Origin of the sequence: Bradyrhizobium sp. B120, assembly GCF_049075665.1 — a bacterium.
Classification (GTDB): domain Bacteria; phylum Pseudomonadota; class Alphaproteobacteria; order Rhizobiales; family Xanthobacteraceae; genus Bradyrhizobium.
Window position 1 is genome coordinate 5,899,655 of record NZ_CP185242.1, and the last position, 11,826, is coordinate 5,911,480.

An 11,826-nucleotide genomic window follows, 5' to 3' on the forward strand; every position below is an offset into this window, starting at 1 on the left:
ATGTTGAGTTGGCATCCATCGGATCCCTGAGTGAACAAGATCGAACCCATCGGACCGACGTCCCTGACGGAAGCGCCGCTTCCCGCCGACGACGTTGCATCTTCCCGGCCGGCCCAATCTGCCATCGCGGGTTTCGTCACGCGCATGCTTGTTCGCGCGGCGCGGCGCGCCACCGAGAAGCGTCTTGCGAAGGGAAAGGTGCGCACGTTGTGGGCCGCCACCCCGATCCTCACCTTGCCGCTTCTCGCACGCTGCGATCGGATGTTGGGATTTCGCTCCTCGTCGCTGGTGTTCAACACCTACTACGTGACGAGATCATTCGACATCAACCTCATCCTGTTCGAGGGCTTCCTTCGACTGCTGCGCAGCCGAAGAGGCCTCGGCCTGTTTCGTCGCATCGTTCTGGCGTGGGCCCTGCTGCGCTACGATATCTTCAACTACTTCTATGATCGCGGCCTGATGCTGAGCGATGGACGCTATGGCATCAACCCTGAGGAACTCGACCTCCTGTTCCAGTCGGGAAAGCGATTGTATACCTACGCCTATGGTGCCGACGTCCGAGCACGGGAAGCAACGCTCAAACTCGGTCATCCCAACCTGTGCGAAGAATGCCCCTCGCCGGGCAAGTTCTGCGTCTGCACCACGGAGATGCACGCCTCGTCGATCGACCGCCTCAAGGGCCGTGCGACCGCGCAGATCGCGATGGGGGATATGGTGGCGTATGTGCCCGGCTGCCGGGACATGCACTACTGGCCGATTGACGCAAGCAAGCTCGTCGCGCGGCCACCAGTCTACAAGGCCGGCGACGTGCTGAGAGTGGCACATGCGCCGAACCACGGGCACTTCAAGGGAACCAGGCTTCTGATCGAGGCGATCGATCGGCTGGTGAGGGAGGGAGAGAAGATCGAGCTGGTCTCCGTGCAGGGAGTTCCCAACAAGAAGGTCATCGAGCTTTTCGGCGCCTCGCACGTCGTTGCGGATCAGTTCGTCGCAGGCTTTCACGGCTATACGGCCCTCGAGGCGATGGCCATGGCCAAACCCGTTCTGTGCTTTCTGCGCAACGACCGAATGATGGTCGATCCGGCAACCTGCCCGATCATCAACACCCGTCCCGACGAAATCTATGATGTGCTGAAGCGATGCTTGAGGGGTGAACTCGACCTGAACGAAATCGGCAAGGCGGGGCGCCGCTATGTCGAAGCGCATTACAGCTTGCAAGCGGTCGCAGCGAGGCTCGGAAGGCTCTATTGTGAAACCGCCGATCTGCCCGACGATCTGCTGGCAAGCGTTACAAGGCATGTCGGCGAGCTCGAGAGAGTTGATCATGCCTCGTAGCCCTGTGCGGCCTTCGCGCCGGTCAGCGGACCTGAATACGCGCACATGAGAATCCTGCACGGACCAGTCAATGTCGGAAACCAGCCCTGGGTGCTGTCCCGCGCCGAACGGCAGCTGGGAGCATCCAGCGACGTGGTCGTTCGCAACGACACATGGCTCGGATACTCGGCAGACCGGATGCTGTCGGCAAAGGATGCCGGATTTCTCGAGACGGCGATTCGCAGCGCGGCGTTCGGTCTGAAGAACCAGTGGCATTACGATGTTCTTCACTACTATTTTGGACAGACCTTTCTGTCGCCGGGCTTCCCCCTCTCCGCGCCGGGATCAGTGCTCTCCCGGCCATCGCTGCTCACGGACATCATCAACAGACTGGCGACCGCAGACCTGCACGCCGCCCGCCTGTTCGACAAGAAGCTGTTCATGACCCTGCAGGGTTGTGATGTCCGGCTGGCGAACGAGGGAAACAAGCGAAACGAATGGACGATGTGCGCCGCGCAACACTGCGAGCTGTATCAACGATGCACGGACGCGCTCGACCATCGACGGCACTTTCTGATCGAAAAGGTTCTGCCGCTGTTCGATCGGGTCTTTTATCTCAATCCGGAACTCGGACACATCGTACCGAACGGCCAGTTCCTCCCATATTCAAACGTCGAGATCGAGAAGTTCGACGTTGCGCCGCCTTCCGAACAGGGGCGGCTCAAGATCGTTCATGCCCCGACCGCCGGACGGATCAAGGGTACACCGATGATCCTGAACGCCCTCGAACAATTGCGGTCACGGTACGACTTCGACCTCATCCTTGTCGAAAAGACGAGCCACGAGCAGGCGCTGGAGATCTATCGGTCGGCAGACCTCGCAATCGACCAGGTGCTGGCAGGCTGGTACGGGGGATTCGCGGTCGAGATGATGGCGATGGGAAAGCCGGTCGCATGCTACATCCGGGAAGAAGATATGATGTTCGTTCCGGACGCCATCAGGCGCGAGCTGCCCGTTTACAGACTTAACCCCGGAAACCTTGTCGAGGACATTGCCGCCGTTCTCGATCGCCGATCTGAATGGCTCACGTGTGGCCAGGCATCACGGCGCTATGTCGAACGATGGCACAACCCGGAGCTCATTGCGAAGGCCATGCTGAGGGTCTACGAAAGCCCCAACTCCGACTTCGAGCTGGTCCCGCAGGCGAAATGAAGCCCGGCGTTTCGCTCAACGTTTGCTTCCAACTTAGACGGGTTCAGACATCCCGTGCGGCCGCCCGGCGCATCGTCGCCGCGAAATTTGCCGCGAATGCGCTGACGTTGTCATCCTGATGCGGGACGACATTTCGAACCACGGGCCCGCGCGCCTCCTGTGAGGCTTGCGTCAGCTGATCCGCCAGCGCGACCGGATCATCGACGCCGAAATAGCGCGCAGCGCCGGCGGTCTGCTCCCGGTGCACATCGATGTCGGACAGGATCATCGGAACGCCGAACGACTTCGCCTCCTCGACCGTTGTGCTCCAGCCCTCGAAGCGCGACGGGTTGAGCAGGGCTGTGGAAGCCCGCAGCAGCGCGTAGACATGCGGCAACGGGATCACGCCGACGTGACGAAAATGCGTATCGAGCCCGTGCTTCCGGATCTCGGAGTTGACCAGATCATAGTAGCCGGGCTCGCGCCGATCTTCCGTGCTGCCGGATGCACAGACAACGACCTCGACCCCACGACGCTTCAGGATCGCCAGGGCGTCGACGACCAGCTGATGGTTCTTGTGGCGATAGAACTGATTGGGCAGATAGAAGTAGTTCGTCGGCAGATGGTACGCCGCGATTACTTCCAATGGGTCCGTGTCCAGGAATGTGGCCGGCGGCTGGGTCGCGAAGCGAACGACGCTGACCCGGTTGCTGGCGTGTGGGTAGTAGGCCCTGAAATCGCGGAAGGCGCTTTCGCTGCTCAGCATGATGGTCCGCCCTGACGCGATCTGAACGCGAAAGCCGATCTCGCGGCGCCAGCGTGCAGTTCTTGGAAACAGCTGAGGCAGCGAACGGTGCTGCAGATCCGGAATCCACGCCACTGCAGGGATCGCCAGCCGCCAACCGAAGAAGCGCGCGGATTCGACAACAACATCTACATGCGCGGAGCGAAACGCCGCCGCGGCGCCGCGGTCCAGACCAAGCGCGAGTGCCGCAGCGAGACCCGGCTGCCCGTCGAACACCTCCGATCGGACGATCTCGACACCCGGTATCGCATCAAGTTCCGCGAGTTCATTCTCGTCGGCCCGCGTCCCGGCAAAGACGACCGGGGCGAACTCGCCGGGCAGAAACCGATCGAGCGCCGCGAACAGATTGCGCTGATAATTATAGCCGCCGGCCCAAATCCGTCGCGAAATGTGATTGAACGCGAACCGCAATGGGCGGGACGTCACGAAGCCTGCCCCTTGAACCATGCCACGTAATCGGCGAGGCCCTGATCGAGCGGAATGCGCCAATCGAAGCCGATCTGGCGCAGCATCGCAGCATCGGCCAACAGGCTCATGGGATCACCGGGGCGGCTGACACCCGAATGCCGCACAACCGTCTTGCTGCCCCACTGTCCGATGAGACCGGCGGCGATGTCGGCAACGCTCGTCCCCTGGCCCGAACCGCCATTGATGACCCGGAAGGCCTGCTGTGACGACGGCGCTTCCGCGACGCTTGCAAGCAGCCTCGCGACATCGCGAACGTCGGTCCAGTCACGGATCTCGTTGCCGGTCCCACCGAGCGTGAGCACCCGCTCCTTGGCGTTGAGCCGCGAGCAGATATCCCAAAGCAATTGTTTGCGCAGGTTGGGCCCATACACAGAGAACAGCCGCACGACCGTGCAACGCAATCCGAATGACCGCGCGTAACTCGCGCACAATTGCTCCATCATCAGCTTATGCTGCCCATACGGCGACATCGGAGTGACGATCGCGCTTTCAGCGATCGGGCCGAAATGATCGGCGCCATAGACGGCCGCGCTCGACGCAGCGATCACCGCGCAGTCTGGTGCGGATCCGCGCAGCCATTCGAGCAGCCGCGCGGTGCTCGCGACAGTCCGCGAAAAATCCTCGAACGGCCGTTCGATCGAGACGCCGACGGACGATCCGCCGGCCAGATGAAAGACACGCGTCGGCAGCCCGTGCGCCGTTGCAAGCGCGTTGAGATTGGCCGCATCGATCTCGCCGTTGATCCAGCTCTGCAAGCCGAGCCGCCGGGCTTCGGTTGCGTCAAGCGCGCCGTGTCCGACGCCATGCACCGCACGGCCTGCCCCCGCCAGCGCATGCGCCAGATGGCGGCCGATGAACCCGTTCGCGCCTGTAACCCAGACGATCATCGCTCAAGCCTTGTGACAGACAAAGGAGTAGAGCCGTCCCGGTCGATGATCGAAACGCTCGGCCATCGACAGCAGCGAGCCGAACAGCCAACTTGGGGCAAGCGCAGTTCGCCACAGCGGAGCCACCGGAAGCTTCTGCGACAACTTGGTCACGATCGCGGCTTTCAGGGTCTCCGACGTATAGGGAAACAGGTTGATCGGGCTTTGCAGCGGCGCCAGCGTATCGACCGCGGAAAACCCTGCCTTGGTCAGCGCGCCGGTGTAGCGATCGAGCAGGAAGGCATGTTCGCCGCCGTAAAGATGATGCAGCGGATGCTGCGCCAGGAACTGCGGAAGGTCCGCCTCCTTGCTGATGACATGCTCGCGCGCCGCGATCAGCATGCCACCGGGCCGCAGCACGCGAAACATCTCCCGGCACGCCCCCTCGAGGTCGCGCGTATGGTGCAGCACAGCGCGGGCGAACACGACATCGAACGTCGCATCGGCGAACGGCAGCCGCTCGGAAAACTCTTCGACCACCTGGATCGGCAATTGCGTCTGTTGCGCCAGGCCGCGGATCGCCGCCCCTCCCACGATCGCGCTCGGGTCCGGTTCGAGCGCCGTCACGGCAAAGCCGGTTCGGGCGAGCGCGTAGCTCGCGATGCCGCGACCGGCTCCAACGTCGAGCGCGGCACCTGACCGGCCGGCGAGCAGCGTTGCGACCGCTTGCCACTCGGAGCTCTGGAAATAGCGCTCGGCAGCGCCAACCAGCGGATCGTCGTAGAACGCGTCGAGCACAAGCTGGCGCTGGTCCGGCTGATTGCGCAGCCAGACCACCGCATCCTCCCAGGTGGAAAACTTGCGCTCACCGTTCATCGGGGCCAAGCTCCCTCACCAGCACGGCCGGATTGCCCGCCACGATCGTGAACGGCGCGACATCCCTGGTCACGACCGCGCCGGCCGCAACGATGGCGCCCTGCCCAACCGTCACGCCGCGCAAGACCATTGCGCCCGCGCCGACCCAGGCATCATCGCAGATCTTCACCGGGCTCTCGTCAAGCGAGATATCGTTCGGATGTCCGCGCGTGAAAATCTGCTGGACCTGCCGATGCCGCTCCGTCGCCCGCAGCGGATGCGTGAGATTGTCGAAGACATTCGCCGAATGCGAGATCAGAACGCGATTGCCGATCTCGATCGAGGCCGCCGACCAGATCCGGGTGCCCTCGCCGACATAGCACCACTCGCCGATCTTGATCGCCCCACCATGCGCAAAGGTCAGGAGCTCGCCCAGGATGCGGCTATTGCGGCCGACGACGATCTTGTCGGAATCGCCGCGGATGTTTCTGATCCTGGCATGGCGGCCGAGCGCTGCGTCTGGCTGCAAGCGGCACGTCGCGCGACCGAGCAGACGCTGGATCAGATAATCGAGATTCATGCCGTCAACTGCAGGCACGCGACGGCGCGCGACGACGCCGCAAGGTCGTTGCCCTGCCCCTTGCCGGTGTGGATGTCGAAAACGGTAGCTTCGGCGAGCGCCTCGGCGCTCTGGCGCGACCAGCCTTGTCGCGAATAGCCGAAATAGTCGACATGGTGAGACACCGCGCCGAACGCCTCGATGATCCGTTCGATCATGGCAAGATCGAACACCTGATACCACCCGAGATTCTCGCGTTTGCCGAACGGCACCGAGATCAGGCAGGTGCCGCCGGGCTTGAGAATGCGCTTGAACTCCTGCACCGCCGGAACAAAGCCGTCCCGATCGGTCTCCGCGTCGCGCGGGTCGCCGGTGTACAGCATCTGATTGTCGAGGCCGATGTGCTCGATCGTCGAAATGCTTGCGACGGTGTCGAAGACCTGATCGCCGAACATGGTCTTCCGGAGATCGCCGAACACATAGGAGTAGCCGTCATGCCAATAGCACCGCCGCTCGGGTGCCAGCGTCATGATCGTGAGGTCCGCGCCGCGCAACGGCGGATGCGGCAGCAGGAAGTCGTGGCTGAAGGTCGATCCCGCGTCCAGCATCTTGCCGACATTGTTCAAGCGGCCATAGACCCAGGGATATTCCACCACGCGCTCGTCCATGGCGACGCCGTAGCCCAGTGGAAGCTCCTTTCCTGCCTGAAGCAGGCCCGCGTCGATGGCCGCAGTAATCGTATCGCGCTTGACCGTCTGATAGCCCGGCCCGAACGGCAGCGGCCGCAACCTGAACACCGGCACGGCAAGCCCGTCGGCCACCCATTTCAGTTGATGGATCAAGTCACTTGCAGACATCATCTCGGCCCGATCGCCCGCCCACTGGCCGGCACTGTGCACCGTCTAGAGCCTTTTCCGTTCCGATGGAATCGGAACGGGGCTCTAGATTGTTGTTTTGACGCGTTTTCCTTGCGCGAACCGGTATCCACTTCGCTCGAAAACGCTCTAGCACGGCTCAATCCGCGCGACGAGATCGATAAACTGGGCCCATTGCGAGGCCTTGCTGTAGGTCTGCTGCACGCGGCTTCGGCCGGACGCGGCGATGGCGGCCCATTGCGGCCAATCCCGCAGGCTGCTTGAAATCGCCTCGGCTGCCCGTTCCGGAGCGTCATAGGTGCGCATGGTCACACCCTCCTCCATCGCCTCCGGATAGTTGCCGGAGTCCGACACGAGCAGCGACCCGCAGCCCATCGCCTCGAAGCAGCGCATGTTGCCGCGGTCGTTGCCGGCCATGTCGATTGCGCCGTTGAGCACGATCTTGGCGGATCCGAACAGCTCGTAGAGGTCCCTGCCGAACAGCGGCAGCCGCGCTATTCGCGCGATGACGTCGGGCCTGCGGTGCTTTTGCAGCGGCAGCAACCGACCGACCGCGCTTTCGGCAAGCCGTGTCAGCCGCGACGCATCGAGGCAGAACACGATCTTGCGGTCGGCGGCCAGAGCCGCGACCTGTTCGAGCGTCCTGCCGCGCGCGCTGTGATGCCGCGAATATCCACCGACAAACGCCACATCGATCGGCCGTTCGCCGTGGCCGTACTGCTCCATGACAGGATCGATCGCGGGGAAGAACAGCTCCGCCCGGCAGCCCTTGCTACGCCAAGCCTCGAGGATCGAGGGGAAGTTTCCAAGCACCGCGCCGTAGGCGGTCAGGTCGGCATTACCGGAAGGTGCCGCGCGCCAGCACAATGTCTTCTTCACACAGCCGGGAAGCCTGGCGATGAACGCACTCGGATAACGCACCGGATCGAGATTGTAGAACACGTCGGTCCCGTGATGCTCGATCTGCGCGAGCAGAATGGCTTCGAGCGTCGGCGTGCCCTTCATGCCCTGCTCACGCGCCCACTGGCGCTGCAGCACTTCGTCGTCGCCATTGGTGAAGAAGGCTTCAGGCGCACCGTCGAGCACGGGCTCGAGAAAATGTGCCGCGCCGAAGCGATCGTGCAGGAACACGTCGCGACGCGCCGCGAAGCTTGACGCTTTTGCCGCAAGCTGGTTCAGCCGCGGCAGATAGGACGGATAGAGACCGCTATTCTGGAACAGACGCATTGGTTATACGGACCTTGCCAACATCCATTTCATGTTCAGGTATGGCCAGATCCGGCCGACGGATTCCCAATCCCAGCTCTGCGATGCCGTCAAGTGGCCGACCGTCTTTCGAAGCGGCGCTTCGTCGACGAACTCGGCAAACGCCGGGACATTGCGATTGAGCAGCTCATTGGTCCAGCCTGCCAACGGCCCATTCAGCCATTCCGGCATCGGCGAGTTGAAGCCGACCTTGCGGCGCGCGGTGCGGATGCTTTCGGGCATCAGGTTCGCCATCGCCTGACGCGCGACCACCTTGGTGATGCCGTCGGCCGATTTGCTGGCTTCCGGCAGCGCCATCGTATAGGTGACCAGCCGCCAGTCCATGAACGGCATGCGTACCTCGATGCCGTGCGCCATCGAGAGCCGGTCGAAATTGCGCAGAATGGTCGGCAGCGTCGTCGAGTGGAACATCCGATAGAGACGCCGGTTCAGCGCGCCCCACGCGTTCGGCAACTCGTCATCCTCGGCGACCAGCGGCAGAGCCGCAGGCATCGCCGTGAGGCCTCCCCGCAGGAAATAGTGCCCCTGGCGCCTGATCATCTGCGCCCGCAGGAAGTCGATGCCGCGCTGCGCCAGCTGCGATCGTGACGCGAGCGCGGCGGCGGCATTGCGGATCCGGAATGCGGTGGACTGCCCCTCCTGCAAATAGGCGCCCATCAATTCGTCCGCGCCGTGGCCGTCGAGCGAGACAGTGACGTTCTGGCGCCGGAGTTCGCGATAGATCAGCCACGGCGCGCTCGGCAGCCCGATATAGACGTCGTCGTTGTCGTCAAGGATCCGATCAAGGTCGGTGAGCGCATCGGCGCGCCCGATCTCGAGAAAGCTCGGCGCCACATCGGCCCACGCGGCCGCTTCCTCCGCCATCGGCCGCTCGTCGTTGCTGGCGCCGGGAAAGGTCGCGACAAAGGCGCGCCGCCAAGCCGTGCTATCGCGCGGTCCCATGCCGGCCTTCTCATGGGTCGCCATCGCGCAGATCACCGCAGACGAATCGAAGCCGCCGGACAGGCAGGTCCCGATCGGAACGTCACTGCGCATGCGCAAGGCGACGGAATCCTGAAACAGGTCGCGAAAGCGCCCGATGCGTTCGGATTCAGTATCAGGGATCGCGGGCAGATGATCCACGGTCCGCCACCAGCGGCGCACTTGCACCCGCCCCTGGCGCAACCACATGCAGTGCCCGCCCTGCAGGCGGCGCAGTTGCGCAAACAGGGTCCGCTCGCTGCCTTCGATGCCGAACGGGTCAAGCAGCAGCCGCCGCGCCACGTCGATATCCAGCGACGTCTCAAGCAGCCCGCTCCGCGCCAGCGCCCGCTGCTCGGACGCGAACACGAACCGTTCGGATGACAACGCGTACAGCAGCGGCTTGATGCCAAACCGATCGCGCGCCAGGAACAGATCATCCGTGACGGTGTCGTAGATCGCCAGCGCCCACATGCCGTTGAAGCGCAGCAGCATGTCCTCGCCCCACGCCTGCCAGGCGGCAAGGATCACTTCGGTGTCGGACTGGCTGCGGAAGACCGCGCCCTTCGCCTCGAGCTCGCGGCGCAATTCGAGGAAGTTATAGATCTCGCCGTTGTAGACGATCACATGGCGACCGTCGCCTGATGCCATCGGCTGATAACCACCCTCGCCGGGATCGATGATGGCGAGCCGGCGATGGCCGAAGGCGACGTTTCGCTTCGCGTTGAACCAGGTGCCCTCGCCGAACGGACCACGATGCGCAATCAGGCTCGTGAGCCGCGAGATGTCGGCCGGATCCACGGGGCCGCCGCGCAGATTGACGATGCCTGCGATACCACACATGTCTAGGCGGCCTTGAAGGGCAAGAAGCGTGCGATGATGATGCTGAGATCCCGCCAGCAGATGGCGCGATAGGGACCAAGCTGCGACACGGCGACGGCGGCGACAAAGATCGCCGCCGCCGACACGCCGTAGAGCGACACCACGTACCACCATGACGGCGCGTGGTCGAACGCCACGTGGCCAAGCTGCGCGCGCAGCACCAGCGCAACGGCGATGCCGGTGCCGAGCGGGATTAAGACGAAGTGCAGCATCCGTGACCACATGGCCGAGAGCCTGAAGGTTCGCCGCAGCAGCAGCACCGTGACGACCATCTGGGCAACCATTCCGACGCAGGAGCTCCAGCCGGCCGCCTGCCAGCCGAAATACGGCAACGCAACAGCGCTGGTCGCCAGCGTGAAGATGCCGGTGACGAGCGAAATCAACGCGTTGAAACTGGAGCGTCCCTGCGACAGCAGATAGAACGCGAACACGTTGGCGCTCGACCCCAATATCCCGCTGATCGCAAGCACCACCAGCACCAGCTGCGCCTCGGCGGCGACCTCGGCACCGGTCCATCGATACAGCAGCGCGCCGGCGACCGGGATCAGGCCGCCGAGCGCGCTCGCAGCCAGCACGTTGAGAATCCACGACGAGCGCAGCAGCAGGTCGACCTTGCGATCGTCATCCTCTTTCTGCAGCGTGCTGAAGAACGGGAACAAGATCTCGCCGATCTTCAGCACACCGATATAGACCGCCTCCTCCAGCCGCTGCGCGACGCTGTAGAAGCCGACGAATTGCGGCTGCAGCAGCGCGCCGAGCAGATAGCGGTCCGCCTGGCCGGCAAACAGCGCGCCGCTTTGCGCCGCGACCTGCCAGCCACCAAGTTTCACGAGTGCGCGCAGCGCAGTGCGATCAAGCGCGGGCCGTGCCAGCCAGTCACTGATGGCATGCCGCGACCAGGCGAAGGCCATCAGCAGATTCGTCGCGAAGCCCAGGGCCTGACAACCGAGAAAGGTCGAGGCGCGCGGCGCATATGGGATCAGCAGCAGCATCGACATCGTCGTCACCACCGTGCCGGTGATGCTGATCGACGCGATCCGCCGATAATCCTGGCGCGCCGTGAACAGCGAGAGGAAGACCGCGAACAGGCACTGGAACAGCCAGCCGGCACCGGCCAATGCAAAGGCAAGCCCGAGGTCGTCGGACGCCGAACCACCCAGGTGAAATCCCAATCGCGCGAGCGGCGGTCCGGCAAGGATCAGCAAGGCCGAGATCAGGCTGCCCACGGCGATCGCGAGCGCAAGGGCGGTCGCGAAGAAACGCCGCGCCTCGCCGCGATCGGACGGTTCCAAACGCTGCGCGAGCTCGCGCGCTGTCGAGAGGCCAAGCGCATTGCTGAACATCAGCGCAGGCGCGACGCAGGCCGTCACCAGACCCGCAACCCCGAAGGCGGCGAGGCCGAGCCGGAAGATCACGAATGGTAGAATCGCGAGATTGAGCAGCACCGCGACCGCGAACGCCGTCGCGTTCCATGCCGAATTGCCGAGCAGATGGGATGGACCCTTTTTCACCGCCATGCCCGCTTTCGGTCCATCGCCTCGATGCGCCTCAAGTGCCTCTTCCATAAGGGCAAAAACTCACTCGGATGGCGACGGGCTAGCAGCCGGCGCAGTGATTGTCGAGGGTTGGCGGATGGCGGGGCCTGTAAGCAGGTGTGGGGAAACCTGAAAGACAGCCGAGGCGGAGGCCGATCTGAACGGAACCATGCTGTTTGTTTCCAGCCCGGTTTGTTGCCCGGGTAACAGTTGGAAAGGTCAGCCAAATTGTCTATGGCAGATAGGCAGT

At 63.5% G+C, this 11,826-nt stretch carries 10 protein-coding genes; 2 read left to right on the top strand and 8 right to left on the bottom strand.

Annotated elements, in window-relative coordinates:
• The first annotated feature begins 30 nt into the window (after positions 1 to 30).
• Both ACOIX3_RS27450 and ACOIX3_RS27455 read left to right on the top strand, forming a co-directional pair.
• Positions 31 to 1,335 (top strand): hypothetical protein, encoded by a 1,305-nt coding sequence (locus tag ACOIX3_RS27450; RefSeq protein ID WP_420965122.1) that lies wholly within the window; start codon positions 31 to 33, stop codon positions 1,333 to 1,335.
• Between the two features lie 45 nt (positions 1,336 to 1,380).
• A complete protein-coding gene (locus ACOIX3_RS27455) occupies positions 1,381 to 2,526 on the top strand; it encodes a glycosyltransferase (RefSeq protein ID WP_420965123.1) in 1,146 nt (381 codons plus the stop codon).
• Between the two features lie 43 nt (positions 2,527 to 2,569).
• On the opposite strand, the gene ACOIX3_RS27460 is transcribed toward ACOIX3_RS27455, so the two are convergent.
• From ACOIX3_RS27460 to ACOIX3_RS27495, 8 genes are all read right to left on the bottom strand, one after another.
• Positions 2,570 to 3,736 (bottom strand): glycosyltransferase family 4 protein, encoded by a 1,167-nt coding sequence (locus ACOIX3_RS27460; RefSeq protein ID WP_420965124.1) that lies wholly within the window; start codon positions 3,734 to 3,736, stop codon positions 2,570 to 2,572.
• Positions 3,733 to 4,665: an NAD-dependent epimerase/dehydratase family protein gene (locus ACOIX3_RS27465; protein WP_420965125.1), complete on the bottom strand. Its 933-nt coding sequence runs from the start codon at positions 4,663 to 4,665 to the stop codon at positions 3,733 to 3,735. The genes ACOIX3_RS27460 and ACOIX3_RS27465 overlap by 4 nt, the downstream gene beginning before the upstream one ends.
• Before the next feature lie 3 nt (positions 4,666 to 4,668).
• Positions 4,669 to 5,520 (bottom strand): class I SAM-dependent methyltransferase, encoded by an 852-nt coding sequence (locus ACOIX3_RS27470; RefSeq protein ID WP_420965126.1) that lies wholly within the window; start codon positions 5,518 to 5,520, stop codon positions 4,669 to 4,671.
• The gene (locus ACOIX3_RS27475) at positions 5,510 to 6,079 is read right to left on the bottom strand and encodes an acyltransferase (RefSeq protein ID WP_420965127.1); all 570 of its coding nucleotides are present in this window, start codon (positions 6,077 to 6,079) and stop codon (positions 5,510 to 5,512) included. The genes ACOIX3_RS27470 and ACOIX3_RS27475 overlap by 11 nt, the downstream gene beginning before the upstream one ends.
• Positions 6,076 to 6,915: a methyltransferase domain-containing protein gene (locus ACOIX3_RS27480; RefSeq protein WP_420965128.1), complete on the bottom strand. Its 840-nt coding sequence runs from the start codon at positions 6,913 to 6,915 to the stop codon at positions 6,076 to 6,078. The genes ACOIX3_RS27475 and ACOIX3_RS27480 overlap by 4 nt, the downstream gene beginning before the upstream one ends.
• Before the next feature lie 147 nt (positions 6,916 to 7,062).
• Positions 7,063 to 8,160, bottom strand: coding sequence for a glycosyltransferase family protein (locus ACOIX3_RS27485; protein ID WP_420965129.1), 1,098 nt, complete (start codon positions 8,158 to 8,160; stop codon positions 7,063 to 7,065).
• A gap of 3 nt (positions 8,161 to 8,163) precedes the next feature.
• Complete coding sequence (asnB, locus tag ACOIX3_RS27490) at positions 8,164 to 10,002, bottom strand: asparagine synthase (glutamine-hydrolyzing) (RefSeq protein WP_420965130.1); 1,839 nt, start codon at positions 10,000 to 10,002, stop codon at positions 8,164 to 8,166.
• A gap of 2 nt (positions 10,003 to 10,004) precedes the next feature.
• The gene (locus ACOIX3_RS27495; protein ID WP_420965131.1) at positions 10,005 to 11,558 is read right to left on the bottom strand and encodes a lipopolysaccharide biosynthesis protein; all 1,554 of its coding nucleotides are present in this window, start codon (positions 11,556 to 11,558) and stop codon (positions 10,005 to 10,007) included.
• Positions 11,559 to 11,826: the final 268 nt, after the last annotated feature.

Excerpts from the sequence above, each read along its gene's own strand:
- ACOIX3_RS27455 (WP_420965123.1), top strand. The coding sequence starts at position 1,381 with ATGAGAATCCTGCACGGACCAGTCAATGTCGGAAACCAGCCCTGGGTG.
- ACOIX3_RS27465 (WP_420965125.1), bottom strand. The coding sequence starts at position 4,665 with ATGATCGTCTGGGTTACAGGCGCGAACGGGTTCATCGGCCGCCATCTG.
- ACOIX3_RS27470 (WP_420965126.1), bottom strand. The coding sequence starts at position 5,520 with ATGAACGGTGAGCGCAAGTTTTCCACCTGGGAGGATGCGGTGGTCTGG.
- ACOIX3_RS27475 (WP_420965127.1), bottom strand. The coding sequence starts at position 6,079 with ATGAATCTCGATTATCTGATCCAGCGTCTGCTCGGTCGCGCGACGTGC.
- ACOIX3_RS27480 (WP_420965128.1), bottom strand. The coding sequence starts at position 6,915 with ATGTCTGCAAGTGACTTGATCCATCAACTGAAATGGGTGGCCGACGGG.
- ACOIX3_RS27485 (WP_420965129.1), bottom strand. The coding sequence starts at position 8,160 with ATGCGTCTGTTCCAGAATAGCGGTCTCTATCCGTCCTATCTGCCGCGG.
- asnB (WP_420965130.1), bottom strand. The coding sequence starts at position 10,002 with ATGTGTGGTATCGCAGGCATCGTCAATCTGCGCGGCGGCCCCGTGGAT.
- ACOIX3_RS27495 (WP_420965131.1), bottom strand. The coding sequence starts at position 11,558 with ATGGCGGTGAAAAAGGGTCCATCCCATCTGCTCGGCAATTCGGCATGG.